16 protein-coding genes are annotated in these 22,156 nt (G+C 40.5%); 4 read left to right on the plus strand and 12 right to left on the minus strand.

The window, feature by feature from the left end; all coding sequences use genetic code 11:
- Nucleotides 1-353: 353 nt before the first annotated feature.
- Nucleotides 354-986: an HU family DNA-binding protein gene (locus tag ACYQ0C_RS04905; RefSeq protein ID WP_016277217.1), complete on the plus strand. Its 633-nt coding sequence runs from the start codon at nucleotides 354-356 to the stop codon at nucleotides 984-986.
- A gap of 234 nt (nucleotides 987-1,220) precedes the next feature.
- On the opposite strand, the gene ACYQ0C_RS04910 is transcribed toward ACYQ0C_RS04905, so the two are convergent.
- From ACYQ0C_RS04910 to ACYQ0C_RS04950, 9 genes are all read right to left on the minus strand, one after another.
- On the minus strand, nucleotides 1,221-2,573 hold the full coding sequence (locus ACYQ0C_RS04910; protein ID WP_016277219.1) for a TlpA family protein disulfide reductase: 1,353 nt from the start codon (nucleotides 2,571-2,573) through the stop codon (nucleotides 1,221-1,223).
- A 5-nt stretch (nucleotides 2,574-2,578) separates the two neighbouring features.
- Nucleotides 2,579-3,394 (minus strand): DUF4465 domain-containing protein, encoded by an 816-nt coding sequence (locus ACYQ0C_RS04915; RefSeq protein WP_016277220.1) that lies wholly within the window; start codon nucleotides 3,392-3,394, stop codon nucleotides 2,579-2,581.
- A gap of 19 nt (nucleotides 3,395-3,413) precedes the next feature.
- On the minus strand, nucleotides 3,414-4,880 hold the full coding sequence (locus ACYQ0C_RS04920) for a RagB/SusD family nutrient uptake outer membrane protein (RefSeq protein WP_016277221.1): 1,467 nt from the start codon (nucleotides 4,878-4,880) through the stop codon (nucleotides 3,414-3,416).
- Nucleotides 4,881-4,891: 11 nt separating this feature from the next.
- Nucleotides 4,892-8,209 carry a SusC/RagA family TonB-linked outer membrane protein gene (locus ACYQ0C_RS04925; protein ID WP_235783066.1) on the minus strand — a complete coding sequence of 1,106 codons (3,318 nt, stop codon included), beginning with the start codon at nucleotides 8,207-8,209 and terminating at the stop codon, nucleotides 4,892-4,894.
- 160 nt (nucleotides 8,210-8,369) lie between these two features.
- Entirely contained in the window at nucleotides 8,370-9,530 is a 1,161-nt protein-coding gene (locus ACYQ0C_RS04930; RefSeq protein WP_016277223.1) for a FecR family protein, read from the minus strand.
- A gap of 67 nt (nucleotides 9,531-9,597) precedes the next feature.
- Entirely contained in the window at nucleotides 9,598-10,182 is a 585-nt protein-coding gene (locus ACYQ0C_RS04935; RefSeq protein ID WP_016277224.1) for a sigma-70 family RNA polymerase sigma factor, read from the minus strand.
- Nucleotides 10,183-10,282: 100 nt separating this feature from the next.
- Entirely contained in the window at nucleotides 10,283-11,947 is a 1,665-nt protein-coding gene (locus ACYQ0C_RS04940) for a glycoside hydrolase family 43 protein (protein WP_016277225.1), read from the minus strand.
- Between the two features lie 16 nt (nucleotides 11,948-11,963).
- The gene (locus ACYQ0C_RS04945; RefSeq protein ID WP_016277226.1) at nucleotides 11,964-13,178 is read right to left on the minus strand and encodes a DUF4861 domain-containing protein; all 1,215 of its coding nucleotides are present in this window, start codon (nucleotides 13,176-13,178) and stop codon (nucleotides 11,964-11,966) included.
- A gap of 137 nt (nucleotides 13,179-13,315) precedes the next feature.
- On the minus strand, nucleotides 13,316-14,935 hold the full coding sequence (locus ACYQ0C_RS04950; protein ID WP_016277227.1) for a glycoside hydrolase family 28 protein: 1,620 nt from the start codon (nucleotides 14,933-14,935) through the stop codon (nucleotides 13,316-13,318).
- A gap of 376 nt (nucleotides 14,936-15,311) precedes the next feature.
- Here ACYQ0C_RS04950 and ACYQ0C_RS04955 point away from each other — a divergent pair, with 376 nt between their 5' ends.
- The 3 genes from ACYQ0C_RS04955 to ACYQ0C_RS04965 are packed head-to-tail and all read left to right on the plus strand — an operon-like array spanning nucleotide 15,312 to nucleotide 17,902.
- Nucleotides 15,312-16,169: an enoyl-ACP reductase FabI gene (locus ACYQ0C_RS04955; protein ID WP_016277229.1), complete on the plus strand. Its 858-nt coding sequence runs from the start codon at nucleotides 15,312-15,314 to the stop codon at nucleotides 16,167-16,169.
- A gap of 6 nt (nucleotides 16,170-16,175) precedes the next feature.
- Nucleotides 16,176-17,177, plus strand: coding sequence for a gliding motility protein GldB-related protein (locus ACYQ0C_RS04960; protein ID WP_016277230.1), 1,002 nt, complete (start codon nucleotides 16,176-16,178; stop codon nucleotides 17,175-17,177).
- A gap of 20 nt (nucleotides 17,178-17,197) precedes the next feature.
- Nucleotides 17,198-17,902, plus strand: coding sequence for an SAM-dependent methyltransferase (locus ACYQ0C_RS04965; protein ID WP_025018067.1), 705 nt, complete (start codon nucleotides 17,198-17,200; stop codon nucleotides 17,900-17,902).
- Between the two features lie 17 nt (nucleotides 17,903-17,919).
- Here the strand turns inward: ACYQ0C_RS04965 and ACYQ0C_RS04970 are convergent, their stop codons facing one another.
- The 3 genes from ACYQ0C_RS04970 to ACYQ0C_RS04980 form a co-directional block, all read right to left on the minus strand.
- Complete coding sequence (locus tag ACYQ0C_RS04970; protein ID WP_016277232.1) at nucleotides 17,920-18,909, minus strand: hypothetical protein; 990 nt, start codon at nucleotides 18,907-18,909, stop codon at nucleotides 17,920-17,922.
- A gap of 57 nt (nucleotides 18,910-18,966) precedes the next feature.
- Nucleotides 18,967-19,821, minus strand: coding sequence for a lipoyl synthase (lipA, locus tag ACYQ0C_RS04975; protein WP_016277233.1), 855 nt, complete (start codon nucleotides 19,819-19,821; stop codon nucleotides 18,967-18,969).
- Between the two features lie 94 nt (nucleotides 19,822-19,915).
- On the minus strand, nucleotides 19,916-22,117 hold the full coding sequence (locus ACYQ0C_RS04980; protein WP_016277234.1) for a S9 family peptidase: 2,202 nt from the start codon (nucleotides 22,115-22,117) through the stop codon (nucleotides 19,916-19,918).
- Nucleotides 22,118-22,156 lie beyond the last annotated feature (39 nt).

Genomic DNA, 22,156 nt, shown 5'->3' on the forward strand with positions numbered 1-22,156 from the left:
GAAGATAGATAAGAAGATAGTAAAGACGGCTATAAGTTTGTAGACAAATATATTTCTTTTGGTCTTTACTCTATTGAGGCAGTATATAAATGATTTTTGCCCGTTTAGCGGATGATGACATCCATCCTGATGCAAACCTATCCGCTTCCCGATCCATTCTTTGCGGCAATCTGTTCTGTTCGGTAATCATCGCTGGAAATCAGTCAATCACAAGCACAGATTCATTAATCACAAGCAGTGATCGACGAATCTGTGCCGATAATTTGTAAATGCAGCCAGAATCAATTAACTTTGTGTACGGTATCCAAATGCTTTGAATACCGTTAATACAAACTTTATACATACCAGCAATTATGGCTGAATACATCAAGCAGGAAATGAGTGACTTAGACGGCTCGGGAGAAGAACGAACTTTCTACCGCATGAAGATCTGTCACAATATCGATACCAAGGAATTTATCAGCAAGCTCGCGCGCCCGGCTTCAGGAATGAACAAAGGAACCGTGCTGCAAGTGCTAACTAACTTTGCCGACGAACTTGCCTACTGCATGGCACATGGAAACAGCGTGACCATTGACGGCGTAGGAACTTTTAAGCCCACTCTGGGCATAATAAAGAAAAAGAATAAAGACGCACCGTGCGAGGAAGGACAGAATCCCAACGCCCGCAGTCTCACAGTGAACGGCGTGAACTTCCGCGCCAGCAAAGAACTGGTGAAGGAGACTGCCCGACAGTGTGACCTGAAACGCGCCGGAGTAGAGTACATCCGCCGCTCGGCTTACTCGCTGGAAGAGCGAATCGCACTGGCTATGAAATACTTGGACGAACATCATTTTATGCGCGTAGCCGACTACATGGAACTGACTGGATTGCGCAAAACAGCTGCTACCATGGAACTGAAGCGGTTGAGGGAAGACCCGGCCAACGGAATCACAACGGAAGGAAAAAGGAACGGAATTATTTATGTAAGGCGAAAAACCGAGTAACTAAATGTTCGGAATATGTAATGAAAGTGCCGGGAATAACAGACGAAGAGTGAAACAAAATTTTGATTATTGTGATGATGAATTCTACTCGCTATGCCGGTACTTGCCGGATGCATTGGAATTATGGTTGGACTACCGGCTATGGAGAAGGCAAATCGATTGCTAAAAAACAGGCTCTCTTCTCACGAAGAAAGCCTATTATCCAATTAATGTTTAATTATAAGAGAGAGTGTGTTAAAGTCCTAACAGTTCATTGAACTTCTCTGCTGTCTTGGGATCTGACGGACGTGTCATATTAGCAGAGATGATTTTGCCATCCCGATCCAGCAGGATAAAACGGGGAATGCCGTTGATGAGGTAAGCATCCATAAACGGACTCTCTACCCCTAAATGCAGTTGTATTCCTTTCATTTCATCTTTCTTTACCATATTTTCCCATGCTTTTTTATTTTTGTCGCATGATAGGCTGACAAAGTAAATATCCTTATCAGCATATTTCTCTTCTAATGTTTTTAAATGGGGCAATTCTCCACGGCAAGGACCACACCAGGTAGCCCACACGTCAATATAGACAAACTTTCCTTTCAAATCTGCTAAAGATACTGTTTTTCCATTAATATCCGGACAAGAGAAAACAGGAGATGGGGTTCCGGCTTTTAATTTCTCCCATTTAGTACATAGCGTATTAAACTTGTCGAGCATTTTGGCATCTTTGACATGTTTATTAAACATGGAAATTAATGCATCCGATCCATCCAAACCACGGCTGCTGATATTGCCATAAACAAACAAGTTTACCAGATATTCTGCTACTTTTTCGTCTTTGATGTTTTTGTCTATATAGTTAACAAATTGTTCTGTGGTGTTTTCCGGCTTTTCTGTCACTCCTTGATTGCTCATGCTGGCAATGGCATTGGGCAGGAATTCTTTATATTCCGGCAAGGTCAGCAAATTGCTATCTATAGTAATGAGTGATTGTAATTTGTTATAGAAAGTGTTTGACGCTACGTGTGTAGAATCCTTAGTTTGATACACATAATACATCGGATGCATGGGGAAAAAGCCGTATGTAAAGTATTTCAAGCGTATTTTTTCCTTGTCAGTAAATGCCGCAGGAAGATTGGCAGCGTTTAATCCTTCATTGTTGGCAGCAAACAAGCTATCTGCTTTATTTATAAACGCATCTTCTTTAAGTTTTGTGTCTTGAAAAGTCAGATTCTTTATTTTACCTGTGTTTAAGTAAGTGTTAACTGCTGCAGCCGCTCCGTCAAAATTGATGGCTTTCCACATTGCTCCGCCATCAAAAGAAATAGTTAAATCTTGTACAGGATCCAGATAAAGTGTTCTCCGTGCACGCCCGTATTGCAAAAGGACGTATTGCGGAGTAAAGTCATTGATTTCGATTGTTCCGTTTCCGGTTGCATCAATTTCCACTTCTTTTTTCTCTCCGGTTTCAGTAAAAGATAATACAGTTTTAGCTCCATCATCAGGATTAGCTATCTTGAATGTTAATTTAGAAGCTTCTGCTTCTGTAAAGGAGATACCCAGCATTAAGCTGAGTACCATCATTGATTTAATTCTGTTCATTCTATTTATTTTTTTAGTTGAATACCATCTAGGCAGAACCATGCGGGGGTACGCATATTGCCATCTGTGTTTATGTCAGTGGACTCAAGGTAGAATACCACTTTATCTACTGTACCTAATGTGACAAGATCCATACGTGTCCAGTCGCTGACTACATATTTCCAGTTAGGATGCTCAGCATTTGTATTCATACATGCCAAGTCGAAAGTCACACTTCCTGTTGCTTGTCCATTGTTGAACCCTTTGGCCGTGAGCTTGAAGTAATCACCGCTATCGAATTTCTTAACCCCTCCTGGTACATAGGAATGCCAAATCCCTTTGGGGGCACTTGGAATATTAGGGTTGGCTTGAGGTTCTTCTTTTGTACCATAGGTATCACCATAAGTCATGGCCAGATATCCCCAAGTAGAATTGGATACAAGCATATAGTCAATAACAGAAGGTTCGTCTAAAGTAAAGAAAGCGTCATCACCTTTTACATGGCATACTACATAAGTTTCTGTAGTATTCGGGCGTGTGGTCCAAACGCTGTAACGGACAGTATCCATAGATACTACATCATTGTTCCACACAAATGAACGTTGAGAACGGTTACTGTAACAGAAACCGGCTTCTAACTGTCCGTCGGCTGCCTTCACTGTGTTAAAGTTGAGACCTTGTGAAGAGAAGCCTCCATCGGGTACATTATGTGTGAAATTCTTATCTAATTTCAGCTCATTGAAAGTTATGTTTGTCGGGTATGGTACTTTCACTTCCAAATCATCACTGCAAGCAGTAAACAATGCTAAAAGTGCTATTGCACTAAATATTATTTTTCTCATATTTATATTCTTCTTAAAATTATTCAAGCCCTGGGTTTTGTTCAATTTTGTTGGTGTGTGCTATAATTTCTGCATAAGGAATCGGCCAACAATATTTATTGGTGCTGATGTTGACATCCGGTTTTAACACTTCCAACCAAGTCTTTCCATCTTTTTTGAAACGGACGGATGCAAACCAAGGTGTTTCGTTCTCCATCAAAAGAGTGACTACATATTCTTTGAAGATAGCATCCATCAGCTGTTCGTGAGTTGTGATTCCTGTGATAGGGGACATAACCGGAGTGGTATATTGTGCGCGCATGTCATTCAAAGGTTTCAATGCTCCTTGAATATCTGATGGATTGGTACGGGCCAATAATTCGGCTTTCATCAAATAGAGTTCGGCATAACGGAATACATAGGTACAGTATTTGTCATTGGGGCCATTGGCTGCTCCTCTATGGTATAATTTCGTTAACACATTTTCATTAATGATCTCAGCTTGCCAGTTTTCGCCGCCTCCTGCTTCTCCGAATGTATAGTCATGGCGTTCATCCTTTTCAATCCATTCGTTGGGAATATCTCTGAATTCACTATCATACAAACCTTTGGAATATGTATATTCATAATTATAAAGATCCCACGTTAAATCTCCCTGACCCAGATAGCGGGCGAAGAGTACCTCGTTGGAGTCCCAGGCGTCCTCATACAATTTGGTAATATTTGGTTCCATTTTGAATATGGATGGTGCGGTGGAAATTACATTATTAACTAGTTCCAATGCTTTGGCATAATCACCTTCCCAGCCACGTACTAACAAGAGTTTGGCGTGCATGACTTGGGCAAATTGTTTGGACATATATTTTGCAGAAGTATAATCATGCAAGTTTTGTTCTGCATATTCAAAATCATCAATAATATATTGGTAACTATCACCTACTGAGCTTCTGTCTATCATCAAATTACTTAAATCAGATAATTGATCACGATAAAGGATGCCATAAGGAGATTCCGCATTGTCAAACCAGTGACTGAATAGCCACATTAACTGCAAATTTATAAAACCTCTGAAACAGCGTGCTTCAGCTATCAAGTCATTTTTTACTTTCTCTGAAGGAAATTTGGAGACATCTAGATCACTTACTCCTTTAATAGCTGCATTAGCCGCATTTATACAAATGTACAGATCATCCCATATATTGAAAGTATATGTGGTTGACTCATCTGTACTTTGACTATAAGTCATATTATAAAAGGCTTCGGCAGATTTGCCTCCTGTTTTATAAATTCCGGCTTGCATGTGTAAGTTGCCGTATATATAACCTCCCGTGTTTTTGCTTGAGGCATAATTGGAGTACATACCGTTAACAATATTCTTTGCCGAATTATAATCTATAACGGCATTCTCCTGTACCAATTCATGTTCGGGGACCTGATTAAGGAAATCCTCGCATGAACTAAGGGAGATACTGGCTGTTAAAGCTATAATAAAATATATCTTTTTCATATTTTCTTCTATTAGTTGAATATAAATTTAAGACCGAAATTGAATGTTCTGGCAGCCGGATAAGTACTGTAATCAGTTCCGAAACCATTTAATGCTACATTACTGGTACTGCTGAAGTTTCCTTGTGGATCCATACCGGGATATGGAGTTACGGTAAATAGATTTGTCGCTTGGAAAGTCGCTTCTATTCCTTGAACCAAGAATTTCTTAAACCATTTTTCGGGTAACCGATATGACAAGTTTATGGCACTTAAACGCAGATAGGAAGCGTTGTGTAACCAACGGTCTGTAAATACACCGTTATTACCCCAGCCATAGTGACTGCTAAATGGGTAAGTTGCATTTTCTCCCTTCATAGACCAACTGTCTAAAACAAATGTTGGAGCATTGTATACATTAAGTCCGTTGCATGTACTTAGTTCCTGTTGCCATAAACGTTTCCCTCCTACAGAATAGGTGAAAGTGAAGTTGGCCATTAAACCTTTCCAATAGAATGTTGTTCCAAAACCGCCAAAGAAATCAGGGTTTGAACTTCCTAAATATTTACGGTCACCATCGGCTGTAATTTTTCCATCTCCATCTAAGTCCATTACATAGATATCTCCTGCTCCTTCTGGTGTCGTCGCACGGTAATTAGTGACTTTTCCGGTGCTGGGATCAATGGGTTTATTAGCCCAAACTTCTTCATTGTTGAGGAATAAACGACCGGCATCTACATATCCGTAGAAACGTCCAAGTTCACCTCCTTCTTCCAATTTGAAATATTGATAAGCACCACCTCCAACACTCTTGGTTACTCCGTTCAGCTTTTCTAATTTACCTTTATTATGAGCTATGTTAAAATTGATTTCCCATGTTAAATCACGTGTTTTAATGATTTCACCACGAATATCAAATTCCAGACCGGTATTGCTGATGGCACCAATATTTTGTTTAACATCGTCGAAAGCAGATGAAGTTGGAACAGGTTTATCGTAGATCAGATTATCTACATATTTACGGTACCAACCAAAACCACCACGAATACGATCGTTTAGGAAACCGAAATCAAGACCTAAGTCTGTTTGAGCCTGTGATTCCCATTGCAACAGACTATTTCCTAATGAAGATGGGGATGATCCCGGCTGTCCATTATAGCTGCTGGAAGAGAAACGGCTGGCAAAATCGTAATTGTCCAAATTCTGAGAACCGGTCAGACCATAAGATGCTCTTAGTTTTAAATAAGAGAGGGCGGGTTTCATAAAGTCCATAAAATTTTCTTCAGATGCAATCCAGCCTGCTGCAATAGAAGGAAAGTATCCCCAACGGTTGTCTTTACCAAATTTGGAAGAGCCATCAGCACGATAAGTTGCTGTTAACAGGTATCGGTTGTTGAATTTGTATTGGATTCGGGCAAATGCGGAGATAAGTGCATTAGTTTCTTTTGCACTTTTCATAGCACCTCGTGTAGCAGCACTTCCTAAATCTGTCAGAATATCATCATCTGGGAAGTTGGATCCGCTTGCTTGCATCATATCATACCAGTTTTTTTCCATAGAGTAACCTGCTATGGCTTGAACATCATGTTTTCCCATTGTTTTGTAAAAAGTCAGCAGGTTTTCCCATACCATGACATAATTTTGGCGGTTTCTCTGAAGAGCCGAATTGGTACCGTCATCATAGTATTTTCGGGTAAATTGATCTAATTTATAATTCGTATATGCTATGTTGCCCGTTGTCCTGAATTTTAAGTAAGATAAGATGTTGTATTCCAAGAATAATGATGCATTTAAGTTGCGTGATTGACTTTCATTCTTATCTTTTAATTCCAGTAATGGATTCTTGGTATAATAATCAATCGTATTGATATTTCCATCTTCATTATAAGCTGGATAATCAGGACGTATTCCTACTATTTTGGAAATCATGTTGTCTTTGTCTGTAGCTTCGCGGGAAGAGGCATCCATATTAAGACCGAATTTTAAGGCTTCTCGTACTTTGGTTTCAAAATTAAAACGAGCACTTAATAATCTGGAATTGCTGCCTTTTACAATACCATCCTGATCCTTATAATTTAAAGAGGCATAGTATGAACTTTGTTGACTGCCACCACGTACGGATAAATTATATTCCTGTATGGCAGCGTTTTGAGTCATCATGTCCCAATAATCATCCTTTCCATTATAATATGCATTTTCTTTAAACATGCCTGCTAAATCTTCTTTAGTCCACTGGCTGGTATTTAAAGCTTTGAATTTGTTTTCATCAAGGTAACGTTTGCTGAAATATGTTAAGTTGCCTTGCCGGAAAGACTCATCAATATTGATTTGTTTGGAATACATGATATATTGGTCAACATTCATCGTTCTGAAGTCGTTTGAACTGATAGCTTGAAATCCATAGCGGGTTGTCAGTTCAATGGTTGGCTTGCTTCCTGCTGAACCTGTTTTTGTTGTAACAATTACAACACCATTGGCTGCACGTGAACCATAAATAGCTGTTGCTGAGGCATCTTTTAAAACATCAAGGCTTTCTACATCATTTAAATTTAGATTGTAGAGCGTGTTTGAAACATCTCCGGAAACATCATTTGAGTACTGGGGTACACCGTCAATGATCCATAAAGGCTGTCCATTACCCGATAAAGAGGATACTCCACGGATAACGACAGATACCGGAGCTGTAGGAGATGCACTGGCAATCATGACATTTACACCGGCGGCTTTACCTTGTAGCATACCTTGAATATTAGTGGTCATAGGAGCACTTTTGATGTCCTCCTTGCTTACACGTGCCATTGCGCCGGTTAAGTCTCTGGGTTTTGCTGTACCGTAACCGATTACCACAACTTCGTCTAGATTTGTAGTGGAACTTTTCAACTTCACATTGAATACACGTTTGTTTCCCATATTCTCTTCAACAGTGTTCATGCCAATAAAGCTGAACATCAATTTGTTTCCTGCATTTTCCGGAAAAGAAAGCATGAACTGGCCGTCCATATCAGCAATAGTTCCGAAAGTTGTTCCTTTGACAACGACAGAGGCACCAACTACAGGTTCTCCTAATTCATCTCTGACAATACCTGTTATGGTTTTGCGTTTGGCATTGCGATCAATGGGGAGAATTAATACATAATTGTTTTCTACTAGCTCATAGCGCATACCTGCCTGGCTGCAGATAACGGATAATGCTTGTTCTAAAGGCACTTTTTCTAATGTCAGTTTTAAAGGGACATTGTTTAGTGTTGCATCCTCATACATAATGTTAATCCCTGTCTGCTTTTTGATTGTGTTTAGTGCTTCTTTAACACTAATGTTTTCACTTTTAATCGTGACATTCTTGTCTGCCATGATATTGGCAAAGGCGGAATTGAAAACACAACACATGCATATAAGCATCATTAATAGCCTCATCTTAGGAGGTCGGGACGCTGAGCGTCTCCACATTTCATTCTTTTTCATAAAACTCTAGCTCATTAACTTTGAATTGTTTATAATATTAAAATTAACTCTATTGTTTTTTTACTAAAATAGTTTCACCGTCTTTCTCGAATTTTACGTCTGAAACCCGGTGTAATATCTCTAAAGCAAAACTGAGTGGTTTGTTTCTAAAGATGATTCCAGTGAATTTCATATTTTCTAATTCTTTGGAAGCCAGTTTTAAGTCTACGTTGTAGCAGCGTGATAGCCTGGCAAGTAAGTCTGGCAGAGGCATGGCGTCAAATTCCATAGCTCCAGTTGTCCATGAAGTATATAGTTCTGGATCTACTTGGCTGATCTGGGAAGTCTGTGATGAGTAATGCTCATTAGGAGTCATGGTGTATTCTCCGGTAGGGGATGTTACTTTTATTTTACCGCTGACTAATGTAATGGATACGTCTTCACCGGGATAAGCTGTAACATTGAATGTCGTTCCTAATACATAGACTACATGATCGTTGGCTTTTACAATAAAAGGGCGTTGAGGGTCATGGATAACATCGAAGAAGGCTTCACCTTGTAGTGTTACTTCACGGATGTTGGTGAACTGAACGGGAAAGTCAAGGTGGGAGTCTGCATTTAATTTTACTTTTGTACCATCTGATAGAACTATGGAATATTCTGAACCTCTAGGTACTTTTAATTGATTTTGTAGAAGAATTGTATCTAGAACAGGTTGATCAGCTTCCTTGCTGTTTTCTTGAGGGTAAATGATTTCCCCATTATTAATATGACTGCCGTTTATTTCCTGATGGTTTGAATATAGCTTTATTTCAGATTGGTCTGCTAATACCAAAGTGGCTCTAGAGGAAGGTACTATATTGTATTTTTCAGTTTTAGTTATATTATTCTCTGTAATCAATGAACTTGATTCTTGGTGTCTCAAATATAAAATGGAAGCAATCCCTATGATAACAGCTATCGCAGCGGCAGATGAATAAATCGCAACCCGATAGCGGATAGAGTGGGGCTGCTTGCAACGTTTTTGAATAGCTTCCCATGAAGCTTCTTTATCAAACTGTTGTAATAAGTTAAGTTGGTTATTGACATGGCGGAGTGAAAGTAACTTCACAAAGACTTCTCTATGCGAAGCGTCTTCTTCAATCCATTGTTTTAATTCTTTAAATTCCTGTTCATTGAGTTGGTGGGACAGGTATTTTTGAATTAAGGCTTCTGTTTTACTCTTTTGCATAATTGTTGTACTGTTTAACACTAAGTATCACAAATACGCAAAACGGGTGACAAAAATCTGAAGAAAATTATAAATTAAATAAGATTAGGATTTCTGTCATATTGAAACGACGCAACATTTTGAGTGCGCGTGATAAATGAGTTTTTACTGTATTTACAGAAATATGGAGCTCTTCGGCTACTTCTTTGTATTTTTTGTCTTCCAGAATAATTTTGACTAAAACATTGTATTCCTGTTCCGGCAGTTTTTTTAATTCGGCCAGCAACTGGCTTCTTTTTTGCAACAGTTCTTCTTCATCATAAAAGTCATCGATGGGAGAATAAGATTCTTCCTCCAGCTCGTCTAAGGAGAAATAGCGTTCTCGTTGTACTTTGGTCAGTGAGGAAAAACGGACGGCATTGAACAACCAAGCATGTAGGTTGGAGGAAATGGCAGTATGCGAGTTCTTGTCCCAGAAACTGACAAATAGATTCTGCACGATATCTTCTGAAGTTTCCGTAGAGCCTGTGAACTGTACAGAGTAAAGGCATAAGGGAAGGTAATAAGTATCATAAAGCAGACGAAAGGCTTCTTCTTTGTTTTCAGTAAAGAGGGCTAATATCCTTTCGTCTACTTCATCATATTTATTGTATTTTCTTGCATTATTGTCCATAGATGCCTTTTATGGCACAAAATTAGGAATTTAACCGGCAAAATGTGCGATTTACATCAAATAAAAATGCAAAAAGTACAATGTATATAGAATATCTTCTTTATTTTTCAATTCTGAACCAGTCTGCGTCTGTCCATCCTCCGTCATTGGTTAAAATAGCGGGGCGCGTACAGAAGATACCCACTTTGGCTCCTATCCATTTACCTTCTTTTACTTGGAAGGTTTCCCCCAATGGCTGGAATTTCTTGCCGTCCGTACTGTAACTGAGGTTACATTTCACTAACAGGTCGTGACCGCCTTCACTGGCTTTAATCTTGTCTCCTTTTGCGGAAAATTTAGCGCGAAGATAGATTGTGCCGTCTTTTAAGGGAACGGAAGCATTTACTTTTTCAGTACCCCCTCGATCGGCTTTCAGGCATTCCACTTGTGACAGGACGAGTCCGTTGTCTGTGTTTTCAACAACTAATCCGGCATAATCCATTCCCATTACAACCAGTCCCGTACGTTCACCTTTATATTTTTCTGTCGGCTTGAAAGTAAGTTTGGTGGTGGCAGTGAAATTGGGAGCCGGAGTCTTTTGTAGCATCAGATTAGAAACATCCCATAAACTCTTATAATCTTCGGGAATCGGGTAGGAGTATAGACGTACAAATCCTTCTCCTCCGTTGAAATAAGCCCATTTTTCATTGATGTTAGCCTGCCATTGCCATTGAGGAGACAATGTATAACCATCAAACTCGTCACTTTCCTGCGGAGTACAAATAGGATAGTTCTTACCTACATTAGGCTTTTTATAAGTCAGAACAGGTTCGCCACAGCCGTCTCCGTCTTTATCAATACCTATGACGGGCCAGTCATCAACCCATTCCATAGGTTGCAGGTGAACCAGGCGTCCGTAAGCACCTACGTCCTGGAAGTGCATGAACCAGTCTTCTCCCGTAGGGGTGTCCACCCAGCCTCCCTGATGAGGCCCGTTGATGGGAGAGTTGCCTTGCGCCAATACTGTTTTCCATTCGTATGGTCCATATACGTTTTTTGAACGAAGCACTACTTGCCAGCCTGTAGGAACACCGCCTGCCGGGTGGAAGATATAGTAGTATCCGTTGCGTTTATAGAATTTAGGTCCTTCGCAAGTCTGATGTGCTTCATGGCCGTCAAATATGATACGGGATTGTGTGATCGCTTTGCTGGCGTCGGCACTCAACTCACAAATGGTGATGACACTTTTCAGCCCGGCACGGCTTCCTGCATAAGCGTGAACCAAATATACACGACCGTCATCATCCCATAATGGAGTTGTGTCGATAATGCCTTTTCCGGCTTTTACCAGAACAGGTTCGCTCCAAGGGCCTTTCGGGTCTTTGGCTTTCACCATGAATACTCCTTGGTCAGGGTCACCCCAGAATATATAGAATTCGCCATTATGGTGGCGGATACTGGGTGCCCATACACGGTTGCCATGTTCAGGACGGACATCGGTAACAGGGGGTAGTGCATAGGGGACAGCCGCACCTATGATAGTCCAGTTGACCAGGTCTTTGGAGTGTAATATTTGTAATCCGGGCAGGCAGTTGAAACTGGATGAGGTCAAATAATAATCGTCTCCTACGCGGCAAACGTCCGGATCGGAGTAGTCCGCATACAGGACTGGATTTTTGTAGGTTCCATTGCCTTGATCGGCCACCCAGACTTGGGATACATAATTCTGTGCGGGAGCGGACAAAAAACAGGCTCCTAGCAGACAAAGGGTGATTAGTCGTTTCATGGTTTTAGATTTTTTTTTATTTAATCGTAATTTTGCAAGGATGTTCCAATTCTTTTCTCCATTGGGGAAGGTAATTGAACCAGTCTTTCATATCTTTAAATCCGAAACTTTCTTTTTTTGAGGTGAAAGTAACGTAATAGTGGAAATGCTGTTGACCCGGTGCTTGTAAGGTATATAAGTAGTTTGACCCGTCTTGCACTTCTTTACCGATATATTTAGGAATGAAAGTTCCCATACCTGTTGTTTCCTTCACATAGCCTATGGTGTCTGTGACAGGCCAGTCGGTTCCCCAGCTTCCGGTCAGTCCTTTATGGTCGCTCATGTGGCCTCCTTCTTTCAGAATCTGCACACCTGCAGCAAAGATTTCCTGTTTAAGCGGACGGTCAAACAGGACATCTACCTTCATATCCCGATGGCCGCCATAGAGGGTATATCGATTGATCATGTTCAGGTCGTTTCCTTGATATTCCCAACCGATGACTTCTGCTTCGACGATGGCGCGTACTGGTCCCGAGGCTAGTACGCGTTCCGTGCGGTTTATTACAGGTTTGATGTGGGTCGCTTCAGTACCGTTCCAGCCTTTTAATGCACCTACGCCGCCACTATTGTAAACACGTAACGCATCATCTCCGTAGCCGTTGGCGCGTTGCTCTTTGGTAGGGTAGAAACAAGTCTCTTTTATTTCCAGTCTTTTATTTACTTTGCTGTAGGGGTCTACCGTCTGCTTTTCGTTGAAATAGATACGATAAGCTACTAATTCACTTTCTATGGCCGGTCCGTGATGGTAAACAAAACTATACACATTTTCGGTTCCTGCCGCTGAAAATCCCGTGATGTTGGCGAACCTGTTGTTGTGTCCATAAGCCTTCATCTGGGCATAGGTACGTGCCGGATAGGTTTTGTTGCTTTTTTCGGAGGAGAGAATTACACGGAAGATTTTGTTGCTTCGGGCCGGCATATCGGTCAGGAAAGCCAGTTCGTCTGCTCGCGCGTCACCGTTCAGATCATCTAATTGGGATGGAATTTCTTTATCACCTTCCCATACGGTGGCGGACTTGATGTTGAAATTTGCTTTCAGATTGTTTAAGTCTATCACTACCGGTTCGTCGATTTTATTTTGATTCCATTCATTGCTGACTTCTACGGTTAGTGTCTTTTCTCCTTTTTGTGCAAAAGAGCTGGTAAAGCATCCTGCCAATAATGCAAGGACAATCATGGAGTGTTTTGTCATAATGCTATGTATTTTATTGGTTGAAGCACGGATTATACGGATGGCACAGTGTTGTATAGAAACTGTGTTTATCCGCGTAATCCGTGCCTGACTATTTTTGTAAATCAAGTAAAGATATTCGCTGATTGATGTGAGAGTTAGAAGTTGAGTTCTTCTCCTGCGGCTCCGATCTCTGCATGACTTTTTCCGTCTATCGTTACGTTGGACACATTTTGCATTTTCAAGCTATTTCCGTCTTTCAGCAACTCTATCTTGATATTCTTCATGTTTACTTCATCGGCTTCGCTCAGTACCACACCTTCTTTGGCATTGGACACGATAATGTTCTCCATATTGATATTCTGGATTCTCATTTCAGGTAAACCATTGAAGAATACAGCTCTGCCTGCTCCGTTACAAGTAACATCTTTGATAAAGATATTGCGGAATATCGGAGTCTCTTCTGTTACAGGAGGAATGGTGGTTTCTACTTTCTTGTCGTCTTGGTTGGGATCCTCACCACGGCCTTTTCCGCCATAGTACAAATTAAAGATCAAAGCTTCGTTGGGGATATTGATCATGTTGATATTGCTGATGTAGATGTTCTCCACCAATCCGCCACGACCACGGTTGCTCTTAAAGCGCAACCCGACATCTGTACCCATGAAAGTACAATTATCTACGTATATGTTATTTACGCCACCGGACATCTCGCTACCGACTACGAAACCTCCATGTCCGTGTAACACGGTATTATTCATCACAATCACATTCTGACAAGGCTCACCGCGTTTGCGTCCTTGTTCGTCCTTTCCTGATTTTAAGCAGATGCCATCATCTCCTGCGTCAAACGAATTGTTGACAATCAGTGCTTTATTACATGATTCCAAATCAAGTGCGTCTCCGTTTTGTGAGTACCAGGGATTGGATACGGTTACTTTATTAATCGTAATGTTTTCGCAGGATAGCGGATGTAGACACCAGCTGGGCGAATTCTTGAATGTCGCTCCTTCCAGCAATACCTTATTACATTTGATGAAACTTAGCAATACAGGACGCAACCAGTCGCGCATGTAGTCCCAGTCAGCGTCGGTCAGTTCTCCACGAGGTACGTTAAAGTTGTCTTTTGACAGGATAGCACCTTTCAATGCACCTTCGCTGGGATACCAGATTCTTCCATCGGCATCTACCACACCACCGGAGGCAACCAATTTATTCCATTGTCCTTCAGTCAACTTATCTTTTTTGGTCGGACGCCATGTGTCTCCGTTTCCGTCAAATACTCCGTGGCCGGTAATCGCTATGTTCTCAGCATTGCGTGCTGATAACGGAGACTGGCAACGACGAGTCTTCAAACCCTCGAAAGAAGTGTTGATGATAGGATATAGTGAATGGTCTGCACTGAATAATACCAAGGCATTCTTTTCGGTGTACAGGTTTACATTGCTTAATAGTTCGATGGGGCCGGTCAGCCACAAACCTTCGGGGATGATAACCTTACCACCGCCTTTTTCATTGACTTGCTTGATAGCGTCATTGATGGCTTTTGTATTCAAGGTAATGCCATCCGGTTTGGCACCGAAATCTATGATGTTTACAGAATAATCAGGGAATGTGGGTTGTTCAACCTTGTCCATCTTGAAAGGAAGGCTTGCGTAGATAGCGGGGTCTATGATCTCTTCTACAGTAGCCGTGGAAGGACAATTATTACATCCTGTCAAAAAAGGGATTAAACATGCGGCAGGAAGTAATAGAATCTTCTTTATTAAAGTAATCATGGGTATTATATATGTTTAAGATTAATAATTATCTAGTTGATAGTTGCTTTAAGAAGTCTTATTACTCCCCCGTAAAAGACCCTCACGGGCTATTTACGGGAGCAGCAATAATGTTTCATGTTAACCTAATTCTAACCTTAAATAAATATTATGAAAAAACCTCTTAATTCGGTGGCAAATATAACTGAAAGATTTGTCCTTTATGTGCACTATTTGATAGAATAAGTGGATTTTTTGTTAAATTCTCATAGAGTTGAAACTTTAAATGGTAAAAATTAGTTTTATAATTGCATTATTTCTTCATTTGTGTGCAAAAAAGGCTATGATTAATTTATTTGTTTGTATCTTTGCAAACTAATTTAACAATAAAGAAGGTATGAGTTACAATTTGTTGAAAGGAAAAAGAGGAATTATTTTTGGTGCATTGAATGAACAGTCTATCGCATGGAAAGTTGCGGAAAAGGCTGTAGAAGAAGGTGCGACCATAACATTGTCCAATACTCCGGTAGCTGTCCGCATGGGAGAAGTTTCTGCTTTAGCTGAGAAACTGAATTGTGAGGTAATTCCGGCAGATGCAACCAGTGTGGAAGATTTGGAGAATGTTTTCAAGCGTTCAATGGAAGTATTAGGTGGGAAAATAGATTTCGTCCTTCATTCTATCGGTATGTCTCCCAATGTTCGTAAGAAACGTACATACGATGATCTTGATTATGATATGTTGAACAAGACTTTGGATATATCTGCTGTTTCATTCCACAAAATGATTCAGGCTGCCAAAAAGCTGGATGCTATTGCTGAGTATGGTTCAATTCTGGCATTGAGTTATGTTGCTGCACAACGTACATTCTATGGATATAATGATATGGCGGATGCAAAAGCATTGCTGGAATCTATCGCACGTAGCTTTGGTTACATTTATGGCCGTGAACATCACGTGCGTGTGAATACCATATCTCAGTCACCGACCATGACTACTGCCGGCTCGGGTGTGAAAGGTATGGATAAGCTGTTTGACTTTGCTAACCGTATGTCACCCTTAGGCAATGCTTCGGCAGATGAATGTGCGGATTACTGTATTGTAATGTTCTCTGACCTGACTCGTAAAGTGACCATGCAGAATTTATATCACGATGGAGGATTCTCCAGTGTAGGTATGAGTTTGCGTGCCATGGCAACTTATGAAAAAGGTCTGGATGAATATAAAGACGAAAACGGAAACATCATTTACGGATAAGGATTGATGATACGCAAAATTATATTCATATTAGTGGTATGCTTTGTTGCTCTTTCCTCCTGTCAGTGGGATGGAAAGAGTGGCAACGCTGCTGATGTGGATGTAAAAGTTGCCCGTTATGATCGTTTGCAGTATGAGTATGTCACGATGAACAGTTTCTCGGCACTGCAAAAAATGAATACGGACTATCCTCAGGTTACCAAGCTGTTGATAGAAGATGTATTGGCGATAGGTGAGGTGGATGACATGAAGATTAATGACCGGATGTTGGAGTATTATTCGGATTCTACCCTATTGACTTTGATGCATGATGCCGAAGTGAAATTTAAAGATCTTGGTTGGGTTGAGGAAAAGCTGACTAAAGGTTTTAAACGTTTGAAAAAAGAAGTTCCTACGCTGTTTGTTCCTCATTTTTATGCCCAAATAGCTGCGCTGAACCAGTCGGTTGTAGTGGGAGATAGTATTTTAGGGTTCAGCATTGATAAATATATGGGGGCGGATTATCCTTTATATAAACGTTTCTATTATGACTATCAATGCCGTAGTATGGAACCCGATCGTATTGTTCCGGATTGTTTCACTTTTTATTTATTGAGTCAGTATCCTTTGCCATGGCAGCCCGGCCGTACTTTATTGGATATGATTATGCATCGTGGAAAGATAAATTGGATCGTGGCCCGTATTTTGGGTTATGAATCTTTTGAAAAAGAAATGGGATATAGCGAGGATGAGGCTGAATGGTGCAGGAAAAACAAAAGAAGTTTGTGGAAGACAATGGTTGAAAATGGTCATTTATATGCTACTGATCCTCTTATAGTACGTACTTATATACGCAAAGATCCCTTTATTTCTATTATGGGTGAGAAAACTCCGGCAAGCATTGGAGTCTGGATGGGAATTATGATGATTGATGAATATATGAAAAAGCATCCTGATATGACAATAGAGGATTTGTTGGCTAAAACAGATTATCACCAGATGTTGGTTGAAACAGATTTCAAACCTTGATATTTTGATTGAATAGTATGATGGAAGTTGCTTTATATCTATTGCCTGTTACCTTGGGCGAAACTCCTGTGGAAAATGTGTTGCCTGCATATAATAAGGAAGTCATTCTTGGTATCAAACATTTTATAGTAGAAGATGTACGTTCGGCACGTCGGTTTCTGAAAAAGGTGGATCGTGGGATTGATATAGACACATTAACTTTTTATCCATTAAACAAGCATACTTCTCCTGAAGATATTTCCGGTTATTTGAAACCCTTGATGGCTGGACAATCCATGGGAGTTATATCTGAAGCAGGCTGTCCGGCTGTTGCCGATCCGGGAGCGGATGTGGTTGCCATTGCCCAGCGCAAGAATCTTAAGGTGGTGCCTTTGGTCGGTCCTTCTTCTATTATTATGTCTGTTATGGGATCTGGTTTTAATGGACAGAGTTTTGCTTTTCATGGTTATTTGCCTATTGAATCCGGTGAGCGTGCAAAGCGTATTAAAGTATTGGAGCAACGTGTTTATGCGGAAGATCAGACGCAGCTTTTTATAGAAACCCCTTATCGTAATAATAAGATGGCGGAAGATATCCTTAAGAATTGTCGTCCGCAAACCAAACTTTGTATTGCTGCCAACATTACGTGTGAGGGAGAGTATATCAAGACTAAGACGATAAAGGAATGGCAGGGAAATTTGCCGGATTTATCGAAGATCCCATGTATATTTTTGATTTATAGATAACTACGACAAAAAGATTTTTAATTGAACTCTTCCCACATCTGCGCTACTATATTCAGATGATCTATTTCTTCTTTTAGAAAAGAGCTGTATAGAGTGGAGTTCTGCTCTATTTCTTCGGGAGTAACGAATCTTCCTCCTGTAAAATGTATTTGGCTTTCACTGCTCAAAGGGAGAACATAGAGCATGATAGTCCTTTTTATTCCATTGTTTTCTTTTATTAAATGCTTTAGGCTGAAGCGTGGCTCCAGTTGTCCGGTAAGGTTATTATTATATTTATTTTCTATCTCTTTGGCATATTTATCCGTGTCTGTTTTGCAGGCATAAATATAGTCTTCCATGGGTATGTCTAATTTACCTGGCTCTTCTCCTTGATAACTGCGGGGAGCAACATAAATTTTTCCATTGCAGATAGGTGCAATACGCAAAAAGGGCATTTTTTGATAAGTTAAGCTGATTGTTTTCACAAAAGCATGATTAACAATAATACAAATGACGTATACCAAAGGAGGAATGATGTGAGTCATCGTATAAAGGGTATGATAGGATAGTGGGCTGAAAAATAAATAGATTATGCAGGAGGTGAACAGATGAATGCCAGATAAGACTGCTATAATCTGCATTGCCCAACAGTTCAGAATAGATATCTTATAATGAAAGTAAGAGAATAGTTTAGTATAAAAACTTGGAATCATGAGATAGAGTAATGAAAAACTGAGTATCAGTATTTCCAGAGTGATGGGAACAGTGCGGTCCGGAATAAGCATGTCTCCGCTTATTCCTTTTATAATAGATGCAATGATCAAAGACAAAGTCCCATGCAGTAATATTATATTGGGTTGATAAACAGGTGGTTTGACAAGTCTGTATAAGATATAAATAATGCTGGCCAAACTACAGACATACAAAACAACTGCATCTTGAAAGAAAATGCAGAAAATCATGCACATGATGGTTGGAATTAATCCTGTGGACATGATTAAATTCTTGTATTCCAGTAACGATTTCATTCTCTCTATCTCAATTTACCCCTTTATAACAAAAAAGATATTAAGTTGGTTTACTCGTTATCCTTTAAATTTTATATGTTTTTCTGCATGATAGGAAGAACGTACTAAAGGAGCACTTTCCACTTCGCGGAATCCTTTCTTTAATCCGATAGTTCTATATAATTTAAATTGGTCGGGAGTGATATATTCCGCTACCGGATAGTGGCGGTGAGTAGGTTGCAGATATTGACCGATAGTAAGTATCTTGCAACCTTGTGCCAATAAATCGTCCATGACTTCTTCCACCTCTTCCGGGCGCTCTCCCAAACCTACCATAATGCCGGACTTGGCTGTAATGCCGTTATCTGCTATTTGTTTGATGACTTTTAAGCTGGTTTCATAGTTGGCTGCGCTTCGTACCAGAGGACTGATGCGGCGTACGGTTTCCATATTGTGTGAGATGATGTCAGGTCTGGCGTCAATAACCAGTTGGATCAGTTCGCTTCTTCCTTGAAAATCAGGAATTAAAACTTCAGAAGTGGTTTCCGGATTCAACCGTTTGATTTCTGAGATTGTTTTAGCCCAATGAGCCGCCCCTAAATCCTCCAGATCGTCACGGTCCACAGAGGTGATAACAGCATGGGATAATTTCATGAGCTGAATGGACTCTGCTACATGGGTGGGCTCTTCTGGGTCTAACGGAAGAGGGCGTCCGGTCTGTGTGTTGCAAAATTTGCAGGAACGTGTACAAATTTCGCCACCTATCATGAAAGTGGCAGTACCTTTTCCCCAGCATTCTCCCATATTGGGGCATCGTCCGCTGCTGCAAATGGTATGTAGTTTGTGGGAATCTACAATATGTTTGGTTTCGGCGTATCGAGCGTTTGCTCCTATGTTTATTTTAAGCCAGTCTGGTTTTTTAACGTGATTCATGATGATATTAGATTTATAATTCACCACAGATTATGCAGATTGCCCTCATTCGGCTTGATGTGGAACACCTGTATAATCTGTAGTGAACAGGTTCTTATTTCAAATTATTTATAAAAAAATTAGCTACACGAGTCAGCAAGTGCTTGGTTGTATTGCCTCCACTGATTCCATGATTGCGGTTCGTATAGATTTGCATATCAAATTGCTTGTCAGCCTGTACCAATGCTTCACTGTATTCCGCGTTGTTGCGTAAGTGTACATTATCATCTGCTGTGCCGTGAATCAGTAACAATTCACCGTTCAGTTTGTTGGCACGGTTAATGGCAGATGCAGCATTGTAACCTTCCATGTTTTCTTTGGGGGTGCGCATGAAACGTTCTGTATATACCGAATCGTAGAAACGCCAGTCTGTAGGGGCTGCAACAGCGACTCCAGCTTTGAATACCGGAGTTCCTTCACTCATGGACATCAAGGTATTGTAACCTCCATAACTCCATCCCCATATACCGATACGGCTACCGTCCACGTATGGTAATGTGCTTAAATACTTAGCGGCTTCTACTTGGTCTTTTGATTCTTTTACCCCTAAATTCAAGTAAGTACATTTCTCGAAATCAGAACCGCGTCCACCGGTTCCGCGTCCATCTACACAAACCATGATGAATCCTTGGCCGGCCATGTAAGCTTCGAACATACCACCATCTCTACGGGCGCCAATTCCCCATTTGTCTGCTACTTCTTGTGAACCCGGTCCACTGTATTGGTGCATGATAACAGGATATTTTTTACTTGAATTGAAATTTGCGGGTTTCATGATCCAACCATTCAATTCCACACCGTCATGGGTCTTGAAACTGAATAGTTCTTTACTTGGCATATTCAGACGTGCGATCTGCTGTTTCAGCTTGTTATTATCTATCAAGGTTGCCAATTCTTTACCCGTATTGTCATTAAGGGTAATGATAGGGGGGGTGTTGATATTGGAGAAAGTATTGATGTAATACTTCATATTGTTGCTGAAAATAGCTTTGTGGGTGCCCTCCTGTTTGGATAGTTTGGTCTTTTTTCCTTTACCGTCTACTTTATAGATAGCGGTGCGCAGCGGATTGCCTTCATTGCTCTCAAAATAGAATGTATTGGTAGCTTCATCCCATCCCAGAAAATTTTTCACTTCGAAGTTCCCTTTTGTGATTTGCTTTACCAGATTTCCTCCACTCGTATAAAGATAGAGGTGGTTATAACCGTCTTTCTCACTCATCACCACAAAGTTTTTTGGATAGAAAACAAGGTTGGAGTAGGCTTCTTCTTTAATGTATTGGGGAGCTTCATCACGTACCATCAGCTTGCACAATGTACTTCTCGGATTGGCAAAATAGAGGTCGAAACGGTTTTGATGACGGTTCAGAGTCATGATTGCCAACGCATTTTCATCATTCGTAAACTTGATGCGGGGAATATAACCATCTGCATCCAGAGGCAAATCCATCTTGCGGGTTACCTTGCTCTTGATATCAAAAGTATGAACGGTTACTTTGGAATTGTCAATTCCCGGCATGGGGTATTTATATTCATATTCTCCCGGATAAGTGCTGAATCTCTCTAATGCAGGAACCATACCTTTGTATAGCGGGAAAGAATACATCGGCACTTGACTTTCGTCAAAACGGATATAGGCAAGCATCTGGCTGTCTGCGCTGAAGTCGAAAGCACGGTTGAAACCAAATTCCTCCTCATATACCCAGTCGGGAATGCCATTCAGCACTTCGTTGAATTTGCCGTCTTTGGTTACTTGTGACTCACTGTTGCCGAACAGTAATTTTACCAGATAGATATTGTTATCGCGTACAAAAGCTATCTGATTGCCGTCCGGCGAGAACAAAGGAACCTGTTGCGGACCGTTTTCTGAGAGCGGTTCCATCTTGTTGTTCTTTACGTTGAAAATATAGTAATTGGCGGTGAACGAACGACGATAAATAGGTTTGGTGTCAGTCTGTATTAGAATCAGCTTTTCATCAGGTGACATGATATAGTCATCGAATGACTTGATGTTGCAATCACGGGCTGTATTTACATCGAAGATCGTACCTGTTTCTTTACCGGTCTTGAAAGAATATTGCACGATTTTTTTGCCGTCGGCACTCATTTGGGTATAATGTTCTCCATCCAACATCGGTTTGACACCTCTGATTCCTTCGGCACGATATGTTCTGTTTGCTACGTTTTGCAAGCTTACTTGTTGGGCTCCGACAGTCAGCAGGCAGAAGAATAAAATAATAAATATGCTTAATTTTCTCATAATAGATAAATTCTTTAAATGATAATCAAAGACAAAGGT

This window comes from Phocaeicola sartorii JCM 17136 = DSM 21941 (assembly GCF_054653615.1).

Excerpts from the sequence above, each read along its gene's own strand:
- ACYQ0C_RS04905 (WP_016277217.1), top strand. The coding sequence starts at position 354 with ATGGCTGAATACATCAAGCAGGAAATGAGTGACTTAGACGGCTCGGGA.
- ACYQ0C_RS04910 (WP_016277219.1), bottom strand. The coding sequence starts at position 2,573 with ATGAACAGAATTAAATCAATGATGGTACTCAGCTTAATGCTGGGTATC.
- ACYQ0C_RS04915 (WP_016277220.1), bottom strand. The coding sequence starts at position 3,394 with ATGAGAAAAATAATATTTAGTGCAATAGCACTTTTAGCATTGTTTACT.
- ACYQ0C_RS04920 (WP_016277221.1), bottom strand. The coding sequence starts at position 4,880 with ATGAAAAAGATATATTTTATTATAGCTTTAACAGCCAGTATCTCCCTT.
- ACYQ0C_RS04925 (WP_235783066.1), bottom strand. The coding sequence starts at position 8,209 with ATGGCAGACAAGAATGTCACGATTAAAAGTGAAAACATTAGTGTTAAA.
- ACYQ0C_RS04930 (WP_016277223.1), bottom strand. The coding sequence starts at position 9,530 with ATGCAAAAGAGTAAAACAGAAGCCTTAATTCAAAAATACCTGTCCCAC.
- ACYQ0C_RS04935 (WP_016277224.1), bottom strand. The coding sequence starts at position 10,182 with ATGGACAATAATGCAAGAAAATACAATAAATATGATGAAGTAGACGAA.
- ACYQ0C_RS04940 (WP_016277225.1), bottom strand. The coding sequence starts at position 11,947 with ATGAAACGACTAATCACCCTTTGTCTGCTAGGAGCCTGTTTTTTGTCC.
- ACYQ0C_RS04945 (WP_016277226.1), bottom strand. The coding sequence starts at position 13,178 with ATGACAAAACACTCCATGATTGTCCTTGCATTATTGGCAGGATGCTTT.
- ACYQ0C_RS04950 (WP_016277227.1), bottom strand. The coding sequence starts at position 14,935 with ATGATTACTTTAATAAAGAAGATTCTATTACTTCCTGCCGCATGTTTA.
- ACYQ0C_RS04955 (WP_016277229.1), top strand. The coding sequence starts at position 15,312 with ATGAGTTACAATTTGTTGAAAGGAAAAAGAGGAATTATTTTTGGTGCA.
- ACYQ0C_RS04960 (WP_016277230.1), top strand. The coding sequence starts at position 16,176 with ATGATACGCAAAATTATATTCATATTAGTGGTATGCTTTGTTGCTCTT.
- ACYQ0C_RS04965 (WP_025018067.1), top strand. The coding sequence starts at position 17,198 with ATGGAAGTTGCTTTATATCTATTGCCTGTTACCTTGGGCGAAACTCCT.
- ACYQ0C_RS04970 (WP_016277232.1), bottom strand. The coding sequence starts at position 18,909 with ATGAAATCGTTACTGGAATACAAGAATTTAATCATGTCCACAGGATTA.
- lipA (WP_016277233.1), bottom strand. The coding sequence starts at position 19,821 with ATGAATCACGTTAAAAAACCAGACTGGCTTAAAATAAACATAGGAGCA.
- ACYQ0C_RS04980 (WP_016277234.1), bottom strand. The coding sequence starts at position 22,117 with ATGAGAAAATTAAGCATATTTATTATTTTATTCTTCTGCCTGCTGACT.